Source organism: Promicromonospora sp. MS192 (assembly GCF_049532985.1).
Lineage (GTDB): Bacteria > Actinomycetota > Actinomycetes > Actinomycetales > Cellulomonadaceae > Promicromonospora.
Genome location: NZ_CP186693.1, coordinates 3,190,382 through 3,211,390 on the forward strand (window position 1 = coordinate 3,190,382; position 21,009 = coordinate 3,211,390).

The window sequence follows — 21,009 nt, forward strand, 5'->3', positions numbered from 1 at the left end:
GGTGGCGGCCCCCTCCGCGAGCCCCACGCGTTCCCGTCCGGACCGCCGCCCGGGAACGGGCCGCGCGCAGGGCCCGTCGGTCTGGATGGCCACGCCGGCCCTCGCGCTGTTCGGGCTCTTCGCGGTGGTCCCGCTCGTCGGGGTGCTCGTGCTGTCCTTCATGAGCTGGGACGGGCTGGGCGACCCGGCCTGGACCGGGACCGACAACTGGGGGCGCACCCTGTCGGACCCGGTGACGCTCAACGCGATGCGGCTGACCGCCGTCGTCACGATCGTGTCGTGGCTGTTCCAGGCCCCGGTGTCGCTGCTGCTCGGCGTCTTCATGGCCGGCCGGCAGCGATACCGGGCGGTGCTGTCGGTGCTGTACTTCCTGCCGCTGCTGTTCTCCGCGGCGGCCGTCGCCATCGCCTTCCGTGCCCTGCTGGACCCGAACTTCGGCCTCGGGCCGGCCCTGGGCGTGCCGTGGCTGGCGCAGGACTGGATCGGGAACCCCGACCTGGCGCTGTGGGTCGTGCTGTTCGTCATCGGCTGGTGCTTCGTGCCGTTCCACTCGCTGCTCTACCAGGGCGGGGTACGGCAGATCCCCGTGTCCCTGTACGAGGCGGCGCTCCTGGACGGCGCCGGGCGGGTGCAGCAGTTCTTCCACATCACGCTGCCGCAGCTCAAGTACACGATCATCACGTCCTCGACGCTGATGATCGTGGGCTCCCTGACGTACTTCGACCTGATCTTCGTGCTGACCGGGGGCGGCCCGGGCAACGCGACCCGCATCCTGCCGCTGGACATGTACCTGACCGGGTTCCGCAGCTACGACATGGGGCGGGCCAGCGTGATCGCGGTCATCCTCGTCGTCGTCGGGCTGGCCGTGTCGCTGGCGCTGAACCGGCTCTCGGGCGCCCACCGCATGGAGTCCCAGATGGAGGGCGTCTGATGTCCGCACCCACCGCGCGCGCCGCGCGCACCACGCCCAACGTCCTGGGCGGGCTGGCCGGCTGGCTCTGGCTGGCCGTCATCATCGTGCCGATCTACTACATCCTGGTCACGAGCCTGCGACCGCAGGAGGACTACCACTCCGAGAACACGCTGTCGTGGCCGTCCCGCCCCACGCTGGACGCCTACGGCGAGGTGCTGGCGAACGACTTCCTGCGGTACTTCGGCAACTCCGTGGTCGTCACCGTCGTCTCCGTCGCGGTGATCCTCGCCGTCTCGCTCATGGCGTCCTATGTCGTGGTCCGGTCGCGACGCCGCTGGACGGCACGGATCTTCCAGGTGTTCCTGCTGGGGATCGCCATCCCCATCCAGGCGACGATCGTCCCCGTCTACTACCTGATCGTCCAGCTCGGCCTGTACGACACGTTGTGGGCGCTGATCCTGCCCTCGATCGCCTTCGCGATCCCGCTGTCGGTGCTGATCCTGACCAACTTCCTGCGCGACGTGCCGGGCGAGCTGTTCGAGTCGATGAAGGTCGACGGCGCGGGCGAGTGGCGCACCCTGTGGAGCCTGGCGGTACCGCTGACCCGCCCCGCGATCGTCACGGTCGGGGTCTACAACGCGCTGCACGTCTGGAACGGGTTCCTCTTCCCCCTGGTGCTCACCCAGAGCGCCGAGACCCGCGTGCTGCCGCTGTCCCTGTGGGCGTTCCAGGGCGAGTTCTCGCTCAATGTGCCCGCCGTGCTCGCCGCCGTGGTGCTGTCCGTGCTGCCCATCCTGGCCGCCTACGTGATCGGCCGCCGCCAGCTCGTGTCCGGCCTGACGGCCGGGTTCGGCAGGTGACCCCCGCCAGGGCTCACCGGCCGAGCGCGGCGAGCGCCTCGTCGGCCTCGGCGAGCTCGTGCCGGTCGTAGGTGCTGGTCGTCGCCAGCACCTCGGCCGCGCCGGTCCGTGCCGTCAGCGCCGCGAGTTCCGCCGCCACCTGCTCCGCGGTGCCGGCGATCACGCCGCCGTACCCCCGGTCCACCGCCGCCCGGACCTTGGGGCTGGCCGTGTCGAGGAGGCGGCGGACGTCGTCGAGCGGGCGCAGGGCGGTGAACCCGCCGGTCTCCCGTGAGCTGGCCAGCGCCCAGATCTCGGGCAGCAGCAGGTCTCGCGCTCGCTCCTCGGAGCCGGCCACGGCGACGTCGACGCTCGCCACGAGGTACGGCTCGGGCACCGCCGGGCTGGGGCGGAAGTCACGGAAGTAGGCGCTGGTCGCGTCCGTGTCCCGCAGCAGCGGCCCGCCGATGACGGCCGGCAGCCCGAGTCGCGCCGCCAGCTCCAGGCCGTTCTTGATCGCCAGCAGGAACAGCGGCGGCGGCGCGACGTGCGGCCGGGCGACGACGGCGTCGTCGGGACCGCCGTGCAGGTAGGAGCGAAGCTCCTCGACGGCGCGCGCGTGCTCCTCCGGATCCAGGGTGGTGCGACCGAGCGCACGGCGGATCGCGGACGTGAACGCCAGCGACGCCCCGATGCCCACGTCGATCCGTCCCGGGTGGAGCGCCTCGAGCAGCCGCACCTGCTCGGCCGCCACAAGCGGGGTGTGGTTCGGGAGCATGATGCCCCCGGTGCCGAGGCGGATCGTGCGGGTCCGCGCGCCGATCGCGGCCAGCAGCACGGTGGGCGCGGCGCTCGCGATGCCGGGCACGGAGTGGTGCTCGGCCACCCAGAACCGGTGCAGGCCGAGGCGTTCGGCCCGGACGGCGCGCTCGACGGTCCCGGTGACCGCGTCGGCGTCCGACTCCCCCAGGCGGGTTCGGGTGCGGTCCAGGAGCGAGATGCGCACGGCGGGTCCTCTCGGTTCGGGGGCTGGTCCCTTCTGGCGAACCTGGCGGCCGGGCCGGAACATTCCCCGGACCGCCCGACCGCTCACGCCCCGTCGAAGAACGTCCCCGGCCGCCCCAGGAACCTCTTCCACAGCGCCACCGACTCCAGCTCGGACCACGTGCGCTCCGCGATGCCCTGCTCGGTCATCTCCAGGATCTGCGCCCCGGGGATCGCCGCGACCAGCGGCGAGTGCGTCGCGTAGATCACCTGCGCGGCATGGTCGGCCACGAGGTCCTGCAACCGGTAGAGCAGCTGGAGGGTCGACTCGAAGGACAGCGGCCCCTCGGCCTCGTCGAGCAGGTACAGGCCGGGGCCGTCGAACCGGCCGGCGATCGCCTGGAGGTAGGACTCACCGTGGCTGACCTCCGTCGACAGCCGGTCCCCGTACCCCTGCACCCCGGCCTCGGTCATGTAGGCGAGCATCCCGAACGCGGTCTCGGCCCGCAGGTAGAACCCCTTCGCCTGACGACGCGTCATCCGGGCCCCCACCGCCGACCGGTCCAGGGCGATCACCTCGCCCAGCGGGCTCACGTCCTGACCGCTGGCGTACCTCCGGCCGCCGTGCCCGCCGCGCACGTCCAGCCCGTACCCCTCGGCGATGGCTTCGAGCAGGGTGGACTTGCCCGATCCGTTCGCCCCCACCAGGACCACGATGTCGCTGGTGAACGCCACGCCACGGGTGAGCAGCTCACCGATCGCCGGCACCGTCCACGGCCAGGTCGCGCGGTCCTCGACCGCCCCTGCGGGAACACGAACGTTCTCGATCAGCACCGCACCAGGCTAGCGACGCCGGTCGCCCTCCCGGTCCGCAAGGCTCGCCCAGACGCCGGACAGCGCCCGGAGCTGCTCGTCGCTCAGCCTGCCGAGGAAGAGCCGCTGGATGTCGGCGTGCTGCTGCTTCCAGGCCGCGCGCAGCAACGACCGTCCCGTTCGGGTCAGCGCGATCTCGTACCCCCGGCCGTCGGTGGGGACGCGGCGGCGCTCGATCAGGCCACGCTTCTCCAGGCGGTCCGCGAGCCGGGAGAACCCTCCGGTCGACATCATCCGCAGCTCGGCCAGCTCCGTCAGCCGCATCCCGTCCCGTCCGGCCTCCCCCAGCAGCCCCAGCACGCTGTACTCGGCCATGCTGACCCCGAGCGGGACCAGACCCGCCTCCATCTCGCGCCAGATGCGCTCGTGGGTGACCAGGAAGCCGCGCCACGCCTCGTCCTCGAGCTCGGTCAGCCGTTCGGTCGCCATGGACAAAACCTAGTCCACACGCGGCGTGGTTGACGGAATAGTTGCTTGCGCAGGAAGGTTGTTCCGGGTAGCCACAGGTCGTGGCACCACGGAGAGGACGTAGGCGATGGCATTCGAGATCGGCATCATGACCTTCGGCGAGGTCACACCCGACCCGGTGAGCGGCACCGTCCGCACCCCGCACCAGCGAGCCCGGGAGACCATCGAGCTGGCGCGGGTGGCCGACGAGGTGGGCCTGGACGTCTTCGGCATGGGCGAGCACCACCGCACCGACTTCGTCGGCTCCGCCCCCACCATCGTGCTGGCGGCGGCGGCCGAGGCGACCCGGCGCATCAGGCTCACCAGCGCCGTCACCGTGCTGGGCTCCGAGGACCCGGTGCGGGTGTGGGAGCAGTTCGCCACCATCGACCTGATCTCCGCCGGCCGCGCGGAGATCATCGCGGGCAGGGGCTCCTACACCGAGTCGTTCCCGCTGTTCGGGTACGACCTGGCGGACTACTCCGAGCTGTTCCGCGAGAAGCTCCACCTGCTGCTCCGCATCCGCCAGGAGAACCCGGTCACCTGGTCCGGGAGACTGCGGCCGCCCCTCGTGAACGCCGACATCGGGCCGCGCGCGTACGGGGACACCATCCCGGTCTGGGTCGGCGTCGGGGGCTCCCCCGCGTCGGCGATGAGCACGGGCACGCTCGGCCTCCCGCTCGCCCTCGCCATCCTGTTCGGCCCGATGGACCTGCACCGCGAGTCGGTCGAGCTGTACCGCGCGGCCGCCGAGCAGGCCGGCCACGACCCGTCGGCCCTGCCCGTGAGCATGAGCGTCGGCGGCTACGTGGGCAGCAGCGCGCGGCAGGCGCGCGACACCATGTACCCCTCCTTCGCCCGGTTCATGATGGAGCACAACCACCAGCGCGGCCGCGGGATGCTGCTGCCGCGCGACGCCTTCGACGCCGGGGCCTCGCACGGCGGCAGCTACATCGTCGGCGACCCGGACGAGGTCACCGACAAGATCCTCCGCTTCCAGGAGCTGTACGGCCTGACCCGCATCATCATCCAGATGGGGGCAGGGAGCATGCCACAGCGCGAGCTCCTGGACGCCGTCGAGCGCCTCGGCACCGAGGTCGCCCCGGCCGTCCGCAAGGCACTCGGCGAGCAGGACACGAGGGACGAGGAGCCCGGCGATGCCTGAGCCCGCGCCGCTGCGCGTCGTCGTCGTCAACGGGAGCCCCAGCGAGAGGTCCAGGACGGCGGCGCTGGCCGACGTCGCCGTCCGCACCCTCGAACGGATGACGCCCGTCGAGGTGCACCGCGTCGACGTCTACCGGCTCGGCGCCGGCTTCACCGGCGCCGTCGACCGGGAGAGCGTCACGGCGGAGGTCGAGGCCGAACTGCGCGCCGCCGAGCACGCCGACCTGCTCATCGCGGCGACCCCGGTCTTCCGTGGCTCCTACACGGGCCTGTTCAAGCACTTCTTCGACCTGGTCGAGCAGTACGCCCTGGCCAACAGGCCGGTGCTCCTGCTGGCGACCGGCGGCGGCGACCACCACGCGCTCGTCCTCGACCACGCGCTCCGGCCGCTGTTCGCGTTCTTCCAGGCGCTCACCCTGCCCGTGGCCGTCTACGCGTCCTCCGGCGACTTCGACGGGACGGCCCTGCTCAACCCGCGCGTCTACGGCCGCATCCAGACGGCGTTCGACGACGCGGCGGGCCTGCTGCGCCGTCGGTCGGTCGCCGTCTGAGCCGCCGTCCGAACGCCAGGTCCGGGGTCAAGCGCTCTTCTCTCCCACCGGCCCCGAGGCCGAGCTCAGCGCGTGCGCCCGCCGCAGCACGTCCAGCTGCGCCGAGCTGTACAGCGCCTGCAGTGCCTGCCCCACGGCCTGCCGCGTCGCCTCGGCCTGACGAGGCGACGCGGCCTTGGGTTCCATCGTCACCGAACCGTTGGCGCCGACGAACGGTGCCATCCGTTCGGCCAGCGCCTGCCGCGTGGCCTCGTCCGCATCCGTCGGGAGGTCGCGGAACTCCTCGTCGAGGGCCTCGTGGGGGTTGGCCGCGAGCAGCTCGCGCAACGCGCTCATCGACTCCTCGGTGAAGAGCTGGGCGTAGATCGTCAGGAGCGCCCGGTCGTTGTCGCGCAGGGGCCGGGCGACGTCGTGGAACGTGGCGGGCACGTCGGGCGTCGCACCGGGACGGGACAGCGCGGCCAGCTCCTGCCGGATGCCCTGGATCCGCTCGACCATGGCCGCGAGCTCGGCGTCGATCTCCTGGAACACGGACGGGTCACCGCCCGACACGGCGCCCAGCTCGGCCACCTGCGCGAGCGAGAGCCCCAGGCCCGTCAGCCGCTTGATCTGCAGCAGCCGGGTCAGGTGGCGTACCTCGTAGCGCTTGTTGTAGCCGTTGGGCGCGCGGTCGGGCTCGTCGAGCAGGCCGATCGCGTGGTAGTACCGCACCGTCTTGACCGTCGTGCCCGACAGCTCGGCGATCTCACGGGTGCTCCACGCCATGGTGCCTCGCTTCGTCGGTGGTCTACTTCCTAACGCGCGCGCGGCGTTCGCGCATCCACACCAGCACGACCATGGCGACGTTGACGGCGGCGAGGATGAGCAGGGCCGCGTCGCCGGTGTCGGTCGACCGGTCGATGGTGTAGCCCTTGCCGTCGGACATCAGGGTGTTGACGGACGAGAACAGCACGTTGTTGGCGATGTGGAACGCAGCGGGCGCCTCGATGCCGCGGCTGATGACCGCCATCAGGCCCGTGGCCAGGCCGATGAAGGTGTAGTAGCCGAACAGCCAGGGGTCGCTGGACCCGTGCAGCACGGCGAAGCCCACGGCGGAGACGACGATCCCGACGGCGAGCGCCGGGCGGACCGCGCGCACCCAGGAGGCCGCGGCGGGCAGCACGGCGCTGCGGAACATCAGCTCCTCGCCGACCGACTGGACGGGGGTGCTCACGAGCGTGACCACCAGCATGAAGATCGTCGTGCCGGTGAACCCGAACGCCACCCAGCCCGGGGACTCGGGCGCGACGAGCGCCACGACGCCGATGCCCACGGCCACCAGCACGGCCGCGCCGAGCAGGTACTGCCCCAGCCGGCGGCCGTCGAACGCGCGCGGCGAGCTGATCAGGCTGCGCCACGGCACCTTCGCGAGCGTGGCCAGCAGCACGATCGCGAGCAGGCCCGACAGGCCCACGCTCAGGTTGATCGCGAGGAGCTTCAGCGGCGTGAAGGTGGGCGACAACGGGTCGTCGGAGCCCTCGATGACGGCGACGATCTGGTAGAAGACCACCTGGAGCACCACCATGACCAGGGCGGGCACGATGATGACGACCAGCGGCTTCCACCAGCTCATGCGCAGGTGGGCGCCGAACGGCCGCGAGCCGTCGAGGCCCGGGGGCGGTGCGTCCGTCCCGTCCGGGACACGGCTGCCGGGTCGGGTCACCGGGGCCCAGGGGGCGCCGGACTCTGAGGTACTCACGATCGGTCTTCCTCTTCTCGGTGGCGGATCGATGGATCCACTCCCGAGTGGACACTGTGCCCTCGGGGCAGAGGCAAGTGCTCGGCCGGGAGGCCGGTACGGGGGCCGTACGTCACGCTGGACCGGCTGGGACCGCGGCTCGCCGAGCCGCCGACAACGGAGAGGAGGGTCCCTGTGCTCACCAGCGAGCTGGCTGCCCTGGCCGGCGTCACCGTCCGGACGTTGCGCCACTACCACCAGATCGGGCTGCTGCCCGAACCCCCGCGCACGGCAGGGGGCTACCGGCGCTACGACGTCGGCCACCTGGTCCGGCTCCTGCGCATCACGAGGACGGCGGCGCTCGGCGTCCCGCTGGCGGACCTGCCGGCCGTGCTGGACGACCCGGCGGCCGCCGGGGAGCTGCTGGACGAGCTGGATCGCCGGGCGGCCGAGGAGATCGAGCGGCTGACGGCGCGCCGGGCCGACATCGCCGCGGTGCGCCGCGCGGGGGTGCCGCCCGACCTTCCTCCCGAGGTCTCCGTCTGGCGGTCCCCCGCGGACGGCCTTCCGGCGGACATGGCGCGCTACGAGCACGAACAGCTCGTCCTGGCCGCGCACCTGCTCGGCACGGCCGACCTCGCGGGCCTGGCCGCGCTGCTCGGTACGCCCGGGGAGCCGGTCGTGCCCGCTGACCTGACGGCACGGTTCTACGCCCTGGACGACGCCACCCCGGACGACGAGGTCGCGGCGCTCGTCGGCGAGCTCACGACGCACCTCGGGCGGGCGCTGGCGCGGCTGACCGACCCGCCCGGTGTCGACGCGGGGTCCGCCGCCCTGCTGGACGAGCTGTCGGAGCAGACGCTGCGCCCCGTGCAGCGCGAAGTCCTGCGCCGCATCCAGCGGCGGCTGGCCCGGCTCGACGAGGCGTGACCAGGGCGCGGCCGACCGGCGCCGTGTGACCGGGGTCACGCGTGCGGGGGTTGAGTCCGACGCGACGTCGGGGTCTGGACTCGGGCGTGCACGCACCGACCGAGAGCGAGGACCCGCCATGACCGCACCGCCGACCCTGATCCCCGTCGAAGACCTCTTCGGCCTGCCCGTCCGCAGCCGGGCGGTCCTGTCCCCCGACGGCACGAGGGTCGCCTACCTCGCGCCGTGGCGCGACCGGCTCAACGTCTTCCTCCGGGACGTGGACTCCGACTGGGCCACCCCCGACGACGAGGACGACGGCGCCGCGCGCCGGGTCACGTCGGACACGCGGCGGAACATCGACAGCTTCTTCTGGTCCGCCGACGGGCGCTGGCTCCTGTTCCTGCAGGACACCGACGGCGACGAGAACTGGCACCTGCACCGCGCCGACGCGGACCGTCCCGACGAGCCCGCCGCCGACCTGACCCCCTACGCGGGCGTGCGGCTGCTCCACGCCCAGCTCCCGCCGGACCTGCCCGGTACCGCGCTCGTGCAGCTCAACCTGCGCCGCCCCGACCTGATCGACGTCTTCGCGCTCGACCTGGTGACCGCGGAGCTCACCACCGTCGCGGAGAACCCGGGCGACGTCGTCGGCTGGCTGCCCACCTCCGGCGGGCTGCTGGCCCACACCATGGAGGAGGGCGGTGACCACGTGCTCTCGTGGTGGGACCGCGACGAGCGGCGACCGATCGCGCGGCTCTCCGGTGTCGACCACCCGTTCGGGTTCCAGCCGGCGGTGCCCACACCGGACGGGACGGGTCTGTGGACCGGTTCGACGCGCGGGACGGACCGCACCCGCCTGGTCCGGCTCGACCTGGCCACCGGGGAGCAGACCGGCGTGGACGGCCACCCCACCTTCGACCTGGACACGCCCCGCCCCGAGGCCGACCCCCGCTACCCGTCCTCGCTGATCCTGCACCCGGGCACCGGTGACCTGCTCGGCGCCCGCTACCTCGGCGCACGGCAGGAGATCCACGCGCTGGACGAGCACTTCGCCGAGGTCCTGCCCCGGCTGGCCGCGCTGTCCGACGGCGACCTGGCCCATGTGTCCTGCGACGCCACGGCACGGCGGTGGGTGGTGGACTTCACGCACGACCGGGACCCCGGCGTCACCTGGTTCTACGACCATGCCACGGGACGGTCGCGCCGCCTGTTCCGCCCCTTTCCCCACCTCGACCCCGAGCGGCTCGCCCCGGTCGCACCGGTCACTGTCACCGCCCGTGACGGCATCGACCTGCCCTGCCACGTCACCCTGCCGGTCGGGGTGGAGCCGCACCGGCTGCCGACCGTGCTGCTGGTCCACGGCGGGCCGTGGTACCGCGACAGCTGGACCTACGACCCGGAGGTGCAGCTCCTGGCCAACCGCGGCTACGCAGTGCTGCAGGTCGACTTCCGGGGCTCCACCGGGTACGGCAAGGCCCACATGCAGGCAGCGATCGGCCAGTTCGCGGGCCGGATGCACGACGACCTGATCGACGCCGTCGACTGGGCGGCCGGACAGGGCTGGGCGGACCCGGACCGGGTGGCGGTCTACGGTTCCTCCTACGGGGGATACGCCGCTCTCGTGGGTGCCGCGTTCACCCCGGACCGGTTCGCCGCGGCGGTCAGCTACACCGGCATGTCGGACCTCGTCGACCTCGTGGAGTCCGTGGTGCCGTTCGCCCGCCGCGCCGTCGAGAACAGCTATCTGCGGTACATCGGCGACCCGGACGACCCGGACCAGCGCGCCGACATGCTCGCCCGCTCACCGATCAGCCGGGTCGACGACATCACAGCGCCGGTGCTGCTGATCCACGGCGCCAACGACGTCCGCGTGGCCCGCAGCCACTCCGACCGCGTGGCCGAGGCGCTGCGCGCCCGCGGCGCCGAGGTCGAGTACCTGCTCAACGAGAACGAGGGTCACTGGTTCATCAACCCGGACAGCAACATCGAGCTGTACCGCACGCTCGACCGGTTCCTCGCCCGGCACCTGGGCGGGCGGGCCGGCTAGGACGGGCGCCCGGTCCGCACCGGCGGGTTGCGTCGTGGCGTCATGATCACGTCCGGCACCGGCGGTGCGGGCAGGGGCTGCCCGTGGTAACCCTCGACGCTCCCGAACCGGCCGGACGCGGCTTCCCAGTCCTGGCGGGCCTGCAGGATCTCCGCGTGGTCCCGCACGACGAAGTTCCACCACATGACGATCTCCTCCTCGAACGGCGGACCGCCGAGAAGGATCGTGCGGGCCGGGGTGTCCGCGTGGTTCGTCACGGTCAGGGTGCCGACGCCGGGCGCCACGTAGCCGAGCTCCGCCGCCGGGACCGGGGTGCCCTCCAGCCGCACGTCACCGGCGTCGACGAGCAGGCCGTGCTCGAACCCGGGATCGACGCGCAGCGTCACCGTGGCGTGCGGCTCGACGTCGACCTGTGCGCCCAGCAGGGGCGTGAACGTGCGCACCGGCGACGTCTCGCCGTGCAGCGACCCGAGGAAGACCCGCAGCTCGGCCCCCTCGATCCGGACCGGCTCCGGCGCGTGGTGCTGGAAGTTGCGTGCGGCGTCCCGGTCGGCGTCGGGCAGGGCCACCCAGAGCTGGACGCCGTGCAGGCGCGTGGTGTCCGTCGTGGAGACCTCGGAGTGGGCGATGCCGCGACCGCCCGTCATGAGGTTCAGCTCCCCCGGCCGGATGTACGAGTGGGTGCCCAGGCTGTCCCGGTGCTCGATCGTGCCGCTGAACAGCCAGCTCACCGTCTGCAGACCCGTGTGCGGGTGCGGCGGCATGTCCATGCCGCCCGCCGTGACCTCGACCGGGCCGTAGTGGTCGGCGAAGCACCACGCGCCGATCAGCGTCCGGGCCCGCTGCGGGATGGTGCGCCGTACCTGAAGGGCCCGCGTCCCGCCCAGGGGCACTTCGCGCGCCGAGAGCACCTCGACCCTGTCCGTGCTCCGGGCGTCCGCCCCGCAGCGCACCGCTTCCGAGACCGCTTCCTGATTGCTCACGTGGGCCACTTCCTGTCGTGTCGTCGATGGGACTCTGGTCGTGCTCGCCTACGGCGTCGGTACGGCCACCCCGGTGAGCCGGCGGAGCTCGGTGGCCTGGACGTTGGCTCCGAAGGCCGGCGTGCCCGGCTCGAGCCGGACGCCCTCGGCGAGCGGCCCGATCAGCACGGGGTCGAAGCCGAGGTCGTCGACCAGGGCCGCGACCTCGGCGACGTCCGCCTCCGCGTCCCCGGCGACCGCGATCGCCTTGCGGCCCGGCGCCCCGGCGGGCCGAGCCCCGTCCTCCAGGTCGTGGTAGCCCATGTGGTTGAAGGCCTTGACGACGCGCGCGCCGTCGAGGAACTTCTGCACGTGCGCGCTCGACGAGACGCCCGGCGTGAGGAACCGGTCGCGCGGCCCGTCGACCTCCCACCAGTGGTTCATCGTGTCGACGACGAGCCTGCCGCGCAGCTCGTCGACGGGCAGCGCACGGTACTTGCCGAGCGGGAGCGCGAGGAGCACGACGTCGGCCTCCCGGGCGGCGTCGGCGGCCCGCACCGCGGTGGCGCCCGGGGTCAGGACGTCGACCGTGAGGGCGATCTTGTCCGGCTCCCCCGACCCCGCGACCAGGACCCGGTACCCGGCGGCGAGCGCCAGCCGGGCCAGGACCGTACCCACCTTGCCGGCCCCGAGGATGCCGACGGTGCGGGCCGTCATCGGGCCACCTCGAGGGTGTCGGCCTTCTCCGCGAGCAGCTCGCGCACCATGGGGATGACCTGGGTGCCGTACAGCTCGACGGCGCGCAGGCGGGCGCTCGCCGAGACCGCGCCGGCGGCGGAGTAGATCAGGTCGAAGCGGCCGACGTCGAGCGCGCGGATGGCGTGGGCCATCTTGCGGGCGACGGTCTCGGGCGAGCCGATGTAGAGCGAGCCGTGCTCCACGTCGGCGTCGAACTCCTCGCGGCGCAGGGGCGGCCAGCCGCGCAGGGCACCGATCCGGTCACGGATCACCTTGTAGCCGGGGTAGAACAGGCGCTTGGCCTCCTCGTCGGTCTCGGCGACGAAGCCCGGGGAGTGCATCCCGACCGGGTAGGCGGTGGTGCCGAGCTGCTGCGTGGCACGCCGGTAGAGGTCGACGTAGGGGGCGAACCGGTCGGGCGCACCGCCGATGATCGCGAGCATGAGGCGGAACCCGTACTGCGCGGTGCGGATGACCGACTGCGGGGAGCCGCCGACGCCGACCCACGTGGTCAGCCGGCCGGAGTCGGTCTTGGGGAAGACCTCCGCGTCCTTGAGCGCCGCACGCGTGGTGCCCTCCCAGGTGACGGGTCCCTCGTCCAGCAGCTTGTGGAACAGGTCGATCTTCTCCTCGAAGAGGATCTCGTAGTCGGCCAGGTCGTAGCCGAACAGCGGGAAGGACTCGGTGAACGAGCCCCGGCCGAGGATCACCTCGGCGCGCCCGTCCGACAGCGCGTCGAGGGTGGCGAACCGCTGGAAGACGCGCACCGGGTCGTCGGAGGACAGGACGGTCACACCGGAGGCCAGGTGGATGCGCTCGGTGCTGGTCGCGATGCCCGCCAGCACGGTCTCGGGCGTGGAGATCGAGTACTCGGGACGGTGGTGCTCGCCCAGGGCGACGACGTCCACCCCGGTCTGGTCGGCGAGCACCGCCTCCTGGACGGTCGCGCGGATCGCCTGGGCGTGGGAGACGACGCGGCCCTGGTCGTCGCGGGGCAGGTCGCCGAAGCTGTCGATACCGAACTGGACGGTCTGGCTGTCGGTCATGTTTCTCCTTGCAGGGGCTCCGACCACGTCGGGATTGACGTGTCAATCCTGTAACGTGCAAAGTTGACGTGTCAATCCCGGGAGGTGCCGTGGCACAGAGCACGCGCCGCGCGATGCCCACGCGCGAGCAGCTGCGCATCTGGCGCAGCTACATCGAGACCGCCGAGACGCTGCGCTCGCGCCTGGAGGGGCGCCTGCAGAGCGAGTCGTCGCTGTCGTCCGCCGACTACCGTGTGCTGCTGGCGCTGAGCGAGGCGGACCGCAGGACCCTGCGCTCCTCCGAGCTGGCCGAGCTGATCGGCTGGCAGCGCAGCCGCCTGTCGCACCACCTGGGGCGGATGGAGAAGCGCGGGCTGGTGCACCGGGCCCCGTGCCCTGACGACGTGCACGGCATCGACGTGCGGCTGACCGATCTGGGCGCCGAGTCGTTCCGGCACAGCTCGGTGCCCCACCTGCAGGACGTGCACGAGCTCTTCCTCGACGCCCTCTCCTCCGAGCAGCTCGCGGCGCTCGACGACGCCACGACGGCGCTGCGCCGGCACCTCGACCCGGAGGACACCGGCCTGGCCCGGCGGCGCGACACCGCCCGGAATAGTTGATGCTTCAATTGAGTTGGCGGTGGCCATGAGCACAGACGCACGGCTCGCAGCCGACACCTCGATGGGCGCGGTCACCCTCAACGTCGCGGACCTGGACGGCATGACGGCCTACTACCGCGACGGCGTCGGCCTGACCGTCCTGGAGCAGACGGGTCCCCGGGTGGTCCTCGGCCGCCCCGGCCGAGCCGTCGTCGTCCTGGTGCACACCCCGGCCCTGCGGCACGCCTCGCCCCACGACGCGGGCCTGTTCCACACCGCGATCCTCTTCGACTCGGAGGCCGCCCTGGCCGCGGCGGTCTACTCCGTCGCCCGCCTGCGCCCCGGGTCGTTCACCGGCTCCAGCGACCACCTCGTGAGCAAGGCGTTCTACTTCGACGACCCCGAGGGCAACGGCGTCGAGCTCTACTGGGACCGCGACCGCACGCAGTGGAGCTGGACCCACGGTCAGGTCGAGATGGGCACCATCTTCCTCGACCCGAACGCCTACCTGCGCGAGCACCTCGACGAGCGCGGACTGGCCGGGGAGGCGCTGGGCGACGCACGCGTGGGCCACGTGCACCTGTCCGTCGGGGACATCGCCTCGGCGCGCGACTTCTACGCCACGCGGCTCGGCTTCGACGTGACCCTGACCCTGGGCGACCAGGCGCTGTTCGTCAGCGCCGGCGGCTACCACCACCACATGGCCATGAACGTGTGGCGCAGCCGCGGCGCGGGCCGCCGCCAGCAGACCCTCGGCCTGGGCCGCGTGGACATCCAGGTGCCCTCCGCCGACGACGTCGGCGAGCTGACCGAACGCCTGAGGTACCACCGGGTCGCCGTGCGGGACGACGGCCGGACCGTCAGCTTCGAGGACCCCTGGGCCAACGCCGTCCGCCTGAGCACCGAACCCAGTCCGGACCACCCGACCGAGACGACCGCCTGACCTGACCGGCGCGGTTCCGATGCCGCCCACCGACCGAGAGGACCCACCCCGATGACCGACGAGAGCCAGACCGAGGTCACCGTCCGCGACAACCCCGCCAAGAGCCGCTTCGACGTGCTCGTCGACGGCGCCCACGCCGGGTTCTCGATGTACAAGGACCTGGACCCGGAGGCAGAGGCGGACCCGGAGGCGGGCACCGGCACGGCGTCCGCCGGACCGCGCATCTTCTACCACACGGTGGTCTTCGACCAGTTCGAGGGGCGCGGCCTGGCCGCCGTCCTGACCCGCACGGCGCTGGACACCAGCGTCCGGGCGGGGCACCGCATCGTGGCCGTCTGCCCCTACGTGAAGAAGTGGCTCACCACGCACCACGACTTCGACGACGCCGTCGAGGACGTGCGCCGGGAGCACCTGCGCGCCCTGGCCTGAGCGGACGTCCGCCTCAGGGACCCTCGAACCGGTACCCCAGCCCCCGGACCGTGTGGATGAAGCGGGGGCTCGTGGGGCTGTCGCCGAGCTTGCGCCGCACGTTGGCCACGTGCACCTCGACCGTGCGGTGGTCCGCCTCCGTGACCTGGCCCCCGTAGCGGTACTGGTCGGGCCAGAGCTCGGCCGCCAGGTCTCCCTTGGCCACCGTGCGGCCGTGCGCGCCGTGCAGCACGGCGAGGAGGTCGAACTCGGTGCGGGTGAGCTGGACCAGCTCACCGTCCAGGCGCACCGTGCGGCGTGCGGGGTCGATCTCGAGGTGGCCGTCGACCGTGGTGGGGTCGGGCACGTCCGCGACCGGCACCGTGACCCGGCCGGCGCGACGCAGGAGCGCGTCGACCCGCGCCCGCAGCTCCCGGGGGCGGAACGGCTTGGTGACGTACTCGTCGGCGCCCACCTCCAGGCCCATGAGCGTGTCCGGCTCGGCGACCCGGGCGGTGAGCATGACCACGACCGTGTCGGAGAACGTCCGCAGCCGCCGCACGACCTCGAACCCGTCGATGTCGGGCAGCGACACGTCGACGGTCGTCACGACGGGACTGTGTGCCTTGACCAGCGCCACGCCCTGCGCGCCAGTGACCGCGGCATGAACGGTGAACCCGGCCTGCCGCAGGGTGAACTCGATGAGCGCGCGGATGTCGTCGTCGTCCTCGACGACGACCGCGACTCCCCGGTCCCAGGTTTCATCCATCTGCCGAACGTAACAACGCGGGCCCGGCGCCGCCGTCCCAGGCAGGCGGCTCGTGGGGCCCGCCTCTGCGGGTTCCTCCGGCGTCGGGCGAAGGGGTGCTTGCCGCCGGGCCGACGACAAGCCCCCCTCCGGCGCCCCGAGGTCACCCCTCTTTGCGCGGGATGATCCGCCGCACGGCTGCTCCGGCTGCGATCAGCGCGAAGGACGCCAGGACGATCCACAGCAGGTTCTCGGGGCCCGTGGAGGCCAGGGCTGCCGCGCCACCGCCGCCGACCGTGGTCAGTGCTGCTCCGTTGTACATTGTCACCATCTCCTTTCTCGGTTCAGTGCGGAGTCGAGATATGCCTTTCCGTGGCACACCTGAAGGAATATGTCGAACGGCAGCTCGTAGAGCGTGCCGGCGAGAATTTGTCGGAACGGCCCGCGGTCACGCAGCGTGATCACACGTTCCAGGGCGAAGACTCCGGTCAGCGCCAGCCAGAACGGCTGGATGTTCAACGCCCCGTACGCCACGACGGACCAGACCAGAGTCGCCAGGTAGGCCGCGGTGACCAGGACCCCGAGCATGGTCACGATCTGCCGGCCCCAGTAGGGCGCGGTGACCCGGGTGAACCCGTACTGCACGCAGTTCTCGATGGCGCCACGCTTCCAGCGCAGGCGCTGGTTCCAGAGGTCCCGCCAGGTGGGCATCACCTCGGTCGTCAGCGTGCAGCCCTTGGGCGAGAGGATCGTGTAGCCGAGGTGCATCAGGGCGAACGAGATCTCGTTGTCCTCCGTCAGCACGGTCGTGTCGTAGACGCCGCCGTGCCCGTCACCGGCCGGGATCTCCCCCGACAGCCGCGCCGACTGCACGTGCCGCAGCGTCGAGACGCGGAACACCGCGGCGGTGCCGGTGACGACCAGGCACTTCCCCTTGAGCCGCCGGACGTCCCGGGCGTACCGCGCGTACTCGTTGCGCTGCAGGTGACCGACGAATCCGCCGCCGTCCTGTCCCCGGAACACGCCCCCGACGGCGCCCAGCCGGTGGTCGGCGGCGAGGCGGGCGAGCGCGCTCTCGATGAACTCCGGGTCCAGGACGCTGTCGGCGTCCTGGACCAGCACGAGGTCGTCGTCCTGGAGCCGAGGGAGCACGACGGACAGGACCTGGTTGAGGGCTCCGGCCTTCTTGTGCGTGTTCCCGACCGTCTCGGCGACGTAGGCGCCGGCACGCTCGGCGAGGTCGACGGTGTCGTCGGTGGAGTTGTCCGAGACGACCAGGATCTCGTCGGGCGGCCGGGTCTGACGGCTCAGCGCCGTGACGGTCTCGGTGATCCCGTCCGCCTCGTCGTGCGCCGGGATCAGGACCACGAGACGGCTGCCGGTCGACGTGGTCGCCGGGGCCTCGGTGAGGACGGCCATGCCACGCGCCGCGGTGAGCTCACCGGACTGCTCGCGGCTTTTCGAACGGCTTTCTGAATGACCACCGGAATGCACCTGGCGGCCCGGCTCGTCATGACATTCTTGACGTTCTTCCGGCCTGTAGGATGATCGCATCTCCGCCATGGCGATGCCTCTCGTGAGTATCTGGATGACCACGTCCAGCGTGTGATCCAGAACTCAACGCCCAGCCGAATTTCATCAAGGGCACCTCAAGATTTTCCTTGAGATTCTTGAGGATCTTGAGGTAATACGATCAACGGCCCGGAGCGGGTGAATGAACCCCTTTCTCAATCGCCGTCGACAGGATTCCCCCGGGCCACTGCCGCACGCTCGTCGAGGCCCGCCCGGGGCCACATCACAGCCCGTCCGCGTGCACACGAGCCCAGTCCTGGTAGACATGCCACCGACCACCGCAGCGAGAGGGGCACATCGGATGCACGACGGCAGATCCCTGCGAGCGTGGGTGTGGGTCATCGCCGTCCTCGGCTACCTGATCCTGCCCGTCGTCGCGTTCTTCCCACTCGTGGGCGGGGGCCTGGGCGATCTCGGCACCACCGGAGGACCACCCGGCGGCGTCGCCGGGATCGGGCTCTTCGTGATCCCCGTGCTGACCTGGGTCATCACCGTCGCCCTGCACCGCGAGCGCCGCACGCACGGCGAGCGGGCCCTGGACGGCGTGGTCCTGAACTGGATCGGTGGTGTGCTGGTGACGGCGCTCGTCGTGACGGCCGCCGGCTCGTACGTGGTCCCTCGCGCCGTCGACTACCTCGAGCACCACGAGCGGCAGAGCGCTGCGGTCGGCGCCGAGCCGGCCTGAGACTCGGGCCCGGGCTCGGGCCGATATTCAGGCCGACGGCGCGGGCCTGCCTTCCTAGACTAGCGAGCGCCTCGCCCGACCCCGGCCGGGGCGCTCACACGTCCCCGACGGGAAGGTTTCGCGCGTGTCCGACGTCGTCGCGATCAAGGACCAGGTGGAGGCGGCCGTCCGGGCCGCCCTGTCCGAGGTGCTCCCGGCCGAGCTGGCCGGCGCCGACCCGGTGGTCCGACGATCCGACCGCGCCGACTTCCAGGCCAACGGCACGCTCGCCGTGGCCAGGAAGGCGGGCCGCGCGCCCCGGGACATCGGGGCCGACGTCGCCGTCCGCCTGCACGGGTTCGCCGCGGAGGTCTCCGGGCCGGGCTTCCTGAACGTCACGGTGCCCGACGCGGCGGTGTGGTCCGCCGTCGCGGCGCGCCTGGCCGACCCCAGGCTCGGCCTGGCGGCGCCGCACGACGGCGAGCGCGTCGTGGTCGACTACTCGGCGCCGAACGTGGCCAAGGAGATGCACGTCGGTCACCTGCGCTCCAGCGTGATCGGTGACGCCCTCGTCCGCGTCCTGGGACACCTGGGGGCGAGGGTGACCCGGCAGAACCACATCGGCGACTGGGGAACCCAGTTCGGCATGCTCATCCAGTACCTGGAGGAGCACCCCGAGGTGTCGTGGAAGGGGCAGGGCGCCGAGACGATGTCGGCCCTGGACTCCCTGTACAAGGCCGCGCGGGCGGCGTTCGAGGCGGACCCGGCGTTCGCGGACCGGTCCCGCGCCCGTGTCGTGGCGCTGCAGTCCGGCGACGACGCGACGCTGACGGTGTGGCGGGACCTGGTGGCCGAGTCCGAGAAGGCGTTCGAGACCGTCTACCGCCGCCTCGGGGTGCTGCTCGACGGAGGCGACTTCGACGGCGAGTCCCGGTACAACGACGCCCTGCCCGGCGTCGTCGCGGACCTGCTCGCGAGCGGCGTCGCCACCGAGTCCGACGGCGCCGTCGTCACCTTCACCGACGGGGTCACGGGACCGGACGGTGACCCCGTGCCCTTGATCGTGCGCAAGAAGGACGGCGGGTTCGGGTACGCGGCCACCGACCTGGCCACGATCCGGCTGCGGGTGGAGCACTACCGGGCCGATCGCATCCTGTACGTCGTGGACGCCCGGCAGTCCCTGCACTTCCGCATGGTGTTCGACACCGCCCGTCGCGCCGGCTGGCTCCCCGCGGCCGTCGACGCCGAGCACGTGCCCTTCGGCACCGTGCTGGGCACCGACGGGCGCCCGTTCAAGACCCGCTCGGGCCGGACCGTGCGGCTGGCCGACCTGCTCGACGACGCCGAGGCCGCCGTCCGGACGGTGCTGGCCGGCCGGTCGCACGGCTTCACGGACGCCGAGCTCGACGCCGTCGTGCGTGCCGCGGCGATCGCGGCGATCAAGTACGCGGACCTGTCCACCACGCGCACGAGGGACTACGTGTTCGACGTGGAGCAGATGGTCGCCACGACCGGCGACACCGGGGTCTACCTGCAGTACGCGCACGCCCGGGTCCGCTCGATCCTGCGCCGGGCCGGGGCGACCGCCGTCGGGCACGTGGACACGACCCTGCCGCTGCACGAGGCGGAGAAGGCGCTGGCCCTGACCCTGGACGGGTTCGAGGCGACCCTGCGCGACGTCGCCGGCACCCTGGAACCGCACCGCCTGTGCGGGTACCTCTACGACCTGGCCACGGCGTTCACCCGGTTCTACGACGCCTGCCCGGTCCTGGGGGCAGACGACCCCGCCGTGCGCACCAACCGCCTCGCCCTGTGCGACCTCACGGGCCGCACCCTCGCCACGGGCCTCGACCTCCTGGGGATCCCGGCGCCCGAGAGGATGTGAGACGGCGGCCTGACTACCCTGGCTCGGGTGACGGACCGACTGGTACAGGACGACGGCCCCTTCCCTCCGGACCCGTTCACCCTGCTCAGGACGTGGACCCCGCCGGACGACGACCCCGCCCGGCCGGCCGCGACCCTGGCGACCGTGGACGACGCGGGCCTGCCCGACGCGCGCACGGTGCTCCTGTCCACGGTGGGCAGCGACGCCGTGACGTTCCACACCGACTCCCGCAGCCGGAAGGCGGAGCAGCTGCGGGCACGTCCGCGTGCCGCCCTCGTCGTGCGGTGGGAAAAGCAGGCGCGGCAGGTCGTGCTGCGCGGGACGACGGCGGAGACGTCGGCCGAGGAGCAGGCGACCGCCTTCGGCCGCCTGCCGCGGTACCTGCAGCTTCTCGCCTGGCTCAACACGGCCGAGACGGCTGCCCTCGGCAGGCTCCAACGGGAACGGCGGTGGGCCGCGTTCGACGCTGAGCACCCGGTGCTCGACCCTCCGCCGACGTGGGTCGGCTACGCCCTGCGCCCCGTCGACGTCCTGTTCTGGGAAGGATCGGAGCGCGGACCCAGCCGCCGCGTCCGCTACCGCCTCACCCCGAACGGCTGGGCGCGGGAGCCGCTACCGGGCTGACGCCGGCCGTCACCGCCGCTCCAGGAAGTCCGTCAGCGCCTCGCGCGTCGTCGCGAGCTGCTGCATCTGCTGGTCGATGTCGTCGCGCATCTGCGCCACGCTCACACGTGCCGCGTCGTGGTCGGCCTCGGCGGCCCCGTCGCCCGCGCACGCCAGCACCGCACGGACCTTGTCCTGCGGGAACCCCATCTGGAACATCATGCGCACGATCCGGGCGGTGGTCACCGCGCTCTCGTCGTACTGGCGGTACCCGTTGGCCGCCCGCGTCGCGGTGACGAGCCCCTGTTCCTCGTAGTACCGCAGCAGCCGCGGGCTGACGCCGCTGCGTGCGCTGAGCTCGCCGATGATCATCAGGGGTCTCCGTCCGGTTGACCTTCACATGATGTGAAAGTTT

24 protein-coding genes are annotated in these 21,009 nt (G+C 72.2%); 12 read left to right on the top strand and 12 right to left on the bottom strand.

The annotated features are described in order from the left end of the window. Positions 1–85 precede the first annotated feature (85 nt). Both ACO229_RS14335 and ACO229_RS14340 read left to right on the top strand, forming a co-directional pair. Positions 86–931 carry a carbohydrate ABC transporter permease gene (locus ACO229_RS14335; RefSeq protein WP_423465308.1) on the top strand — a complete coding sequence of 282 codons (846 nt, stop codon included), beginning with the start codon at positions 86–88 and terminating at the stop codon, positions 929–931. Continuing rightward, positions 931–1,773: a carbohydrate ABC transporter permease gene (locus ACO229_RS14340; RefSeq protein WP_423461880.1), complete on the top strand. Its 843-nt coding sequence runs from the start codon at positions 931–933 to the stop codon at positions 1,771–1,773. The genes ACO229_RS14335 and ACO229_RS14340 overlap by 1 nt, the downstream gene beginning before the upstream one ends. Positions 1,774–1,786: 13 nt before the next feature. On the opposite strand, the gene ACO229_RS14345 is transcribed toward ACO229_RS14340, so the two are convergent. From ACO229_RS14345 to ACO229_RS14355, 3 genes are all read right to left on the bottom strand, one after another. After that, positions 1,787–2,758 carry an MsnO8 family LLM class oxidoreductase gene (locus ACO229_RS14345; RefSeq protein ID WP_423461881.1) on the bottom strand — a complete coding sequence of 324 codons (972 nt, stop codon included), beginning with the start codon at positions 2,756–2,758 and terminating at the stop codon, positions 1,787–1,789. An 83-nt stretch (positions 2,759–2,841) separates the two neighbouring features. Further along, positions 2,842–3,570 carry an ATP-binding cassette domain-containing protein gene (locus tag ACO229_RS14350; protein WP_397409837.1) on the bottom strand — a complete coding sequence of 243 codons (729 nt, stop codon included), beginning with the start codon at positions 3,568–3,570 and terminating at the stop codon, positions 2,842–2,844. Between the two features lie 9 nt (positions 3,571–3,579). Next, a complete protein-coding gene (locus ACO229_RS14355; RefSeq protein WP_423461882.1) occupies positions 3,580–4,038 on the bottom strand; it encodes a MarR family winged helix-turn-helix transcriptional regulator in 459 nt (152 codons plus the stop codon). A gap of 106 nt (positions 4,039–4,144) precedes the next feature. Here ACO229_RS14355 and ACO229_RS14360 point away from each other — a divergent pair, with 106 nt between their 5' ends. Next, a complete protein-coding gene (locus ACO229_RS14360; RefSeq protein ID WP_423461883.1) occupies positions 4,145–5,221 on the top strand; it encodes an LLM class flavin-dependent oxidoreductase in 1,077 nt (358 codons plus the stop codon). Then, positions 5,214–5,771: an NAD(P)H-dependent oxidoreductase gene (locus ACO229_RS14365; RefSeq protein WP_423461884.1), complete on the top strand. Its 558-nt coding sequence runs from the start codon at positions 5,214–5,216 to the stop codon at positions 5,769–5,771. Before ACO229_RS14360 ends, ACO229_RS14365 begins: the two co-directional genes overlap by 8 nt. A gap of 27 nt (positions 5,772–5,798) precedes the next feature. Here ACO229_RS14365 and ACO229_RS14370 read toward each other — a convergent pair whose 3' ends face one another. Then, positions 5,799–6,536: a MerR family transcriptional regulator gene (locus ACO229_RS14370; protein ID WP_423461885.1), complete on the bottom strand. Its 738-nt coding sequence runs from the start codon at positions 6,534–6,536 to the stop codon at positions 5,799–5,801. A gap of 22 nt (positions 6,537–6,558) precedes the next feature. Further along, positions 6,559–7,509 (bottom strand): CPBP family intramembrane glutamic endopeptidase, encoded by a 951-nt coding sequence (locus ACO229_RS14375; RefSeq protein WP_423461886.1) that lies wholly within the window; start codon positions 7,507–7,509, stop codon positions 6,559–6,561. A gap of 174 nt (positions 7,510–7,683) precedes the next feature. On the opposite strand from ACO229_RS14375, the gene ACO229_RS14380 reads away from it, so the two are divergent. Both ACO229_RS14380 and ACO229_RS14385 read left to right on the top strand, forming a co-directional pair. Continuing rightward, positions 7,684–8,418 (top strand): MerR family transcriptional regulator, encoded by a 735-nt coding sequence (locus ACO229_RS14380; protein ID WP_423461887.1) that lies wholly within the window; start codon positions 7,684–7,686, stop codon positions 8,416–8,418. A gap of 118 nt (positions 8,419–8,536) precedes the next feature. Beyond that, a complete protein-coding gene (locus ACO229_RS14385) occupies positions 8,537–10,447 on the top strand; it encodes a S9 family peptidase (RefSeq protein WP_423461888.1) in 1,911 nt (636 codons plus the stop codon). Here the strand turns inward: ACO229_RS14385 and ACO229_RS14390 are convergent. The 3 genes from ACO229_RS14390 to ACO229_RS14400 are packed head-to-tail and all read right to left on the bottom strand — an operon-like array spanning position 10,444 to position 13,193. Then, positions 10,444–11,430 (bottom strand): pirin family protein, encoded by a 987-nt coding sequence (locus tag ACO229_RS14390; protein WP_423461889.1) that lies wholly within the window; start codon positions 11,428–11,430, stop codon positions 10,444–10,446. The two genes, ACO229_RS14385 and ACO229_RS14390, sit on opposite strands and share 4 nt — an antisense overlap. Before the next feature lie 48 nt (positions 11,431–11,478). After that, positions 11,479–12,126, bottom strand: a complete 648-nt coding sequence (locus ACO229_RS14395; RefSeq protein ID WP_423461890.1) for an NADPH-dependent F420 reductase — start codon at positions 12,124–12,126, stop codon at positions 11,479–11,481. Continuing rightward, a complete protein-coding gene (locus tag ACO229_RS14400; protein WP_397409817.1) occupies positions 12,123–13,193 on the bottom strand; it encodes an LLM class flavin-dependent oxidoreductase in 1,071 nt (356 codons plus the stop codon). The genes ACO229_RS14395 and ACO229_RS14400 overlap by 4 nt, the downstream gene beginning before the upstream one ends. 89 nt (positions 13,194–13,282) lie before the next feature. Between ACO229_RS14400 and ACO229_RS14405 the strand changes: the two genes are divergently transcribed. Genes ACO229_RS14405 through ACO229_RS14415 form a run of 3 tightly spaced genes read left to right on the top strand, consistent with a single transcriptional unit; the run spans position 13,283 to position 15,143 of the window. Beyond that, positions 13,283–13,792 (top strand): MarR family winged helix-turn-helix transcriptional regulator, encoded by a 510-nt coding sequence (locus ACO229_RS14405; RefSeq protein WP_423461891.1) that lies wholly within the window; start codon positions 13,283–13,285, stop codon positions 13,790–13,792. Between the two features lie 25 nt (positions 13,793–13,817). After that, positions 13,818–14,714 (top strand): VOC family protein, encoded by an 897-nt coding sequence (locus ACO229_RS14410; RefSeq protein WP_423461892.1) that lies wholly within the window; start codon positions 13,818–13,820, stop codon positions 14,712–14,714. 51 nt (positions 14,715–14,765) lie between these two features. Beyond that, complete coding sequence (locus tag ACO229_RS14415) at positions 14,766–15,143, top strand: GNAT family N-acetyltransferase (protein ID WP_423461893.1); 378 nt, start codon at positions 14,766–14,768, stop codon at positions 15,141–15,143. Positions 15,144–15,156: 13 nt separating this feature from the next. Here ACO229_RS14415 and ACO229_RS14420 read toward each other — a convergent pair whose 3' ends face one another. The 3 genes from ACO229_RS14420 to ACO229_RS14430 form a co-directional block, all read right to left on the bottom strand. After that, on the bottom strand, positions 15,157–15,891 hold the full coding sequence (locus ACO229_RS14420; protein ID WP_423461894.1) for a response regulator transcription factor: 735 nt from the start codon (positions 15,889–15,891) through the stop codon (positions 15,157–15,159). 142 nt (positions 15,892–16,033) lie between these two features. Then, positions 16,034–16,198 (bottom strand): hypothetical protein, encoded by a 165-nt coding sequence (locus tag ACO229_RS14425; protein ID WP_397409807.1) that lies wholly within the window; start codon positions 16,196–16,198, stop codon positions 16,034–16,036. Further along, positions 16,195–17,289, bottom strand: coding sequence for a glycosyltransferase family 2 protein (locus tag ACO229_RS14430; RefSeq protein ID WP_423461895.1), 1,095 nt, complete (start codon positions 17,287–17,289; stop codon positions 16,195–16,197). The genes ACO229_RS14425 and ACO229_RS14430 overlap by 4 nt, the downstream gene beginning before the upstream one ends. Before the next feature lie 454 nt (positions 17,290–17,743). On the opposite strand from ACO229_RS14430, the gene ACO229_RS14435 reads away from it, so the two are divergent. The 3 genes from ACO229_RS14435 (at position 17,744) to ACO229_RS14445 (ending at position 20,615) form a co-directional block, all read left to right on the top strand. Next, the gene (locus ACO229_RS14435; protein WP_397409803.1) at positions 17,744–18,127 is read left to right on the top strand and encodes a hypothetical protein; all 384 of its coding nucleotides are present in this window, start codon (positions 17,744–17,746) and stop codon (positions 18,125–18,127) included. Between the two features lie 124 nt (positions 18,128–18,251). Beyond that, complete coding sequence (argS, locus tag ACO229_RS14440; RefSeq protein WP_423461896.1) at positions 18,252–19,991, top strand: arginine--tRNA ligase; 1,740 nt, start codon at positions 18,252–18,254, stop codon at positions 19,989–19,991. 27 nt (positions 19,992–20,018) lie between these two features. Continuing rightward, a complete protein-coding gene (locus tag ACO229_RS14445; RefSeq protein ID WP_423461897.1) occupies positions 20,019–20,615 on the top strand; it encodes a pyridoxine/pyridoxamine 5'-phosphate oxidase in 597 nt (198 codons plus the stop codon). Between the two features lie 9 nt (positions 20,616–20,624). Here ACO229_RS14445 and ACO229_RS14450 read toward each other — a convergent pair whose 3' ends face one another. Further along, positions 20,625–20,966 (bottom strand): MerR family transcriptional regulator, encoded by a 342-nt coding sequence (locus ACO229_RS14450; protein WP_423461898.1) that lies wholly within the window; start codon positions 20,964–20,966, stop codon positions 20,625–20,627. Positions 20,967–21,009 lie beyond the last annotated feature (43 nt).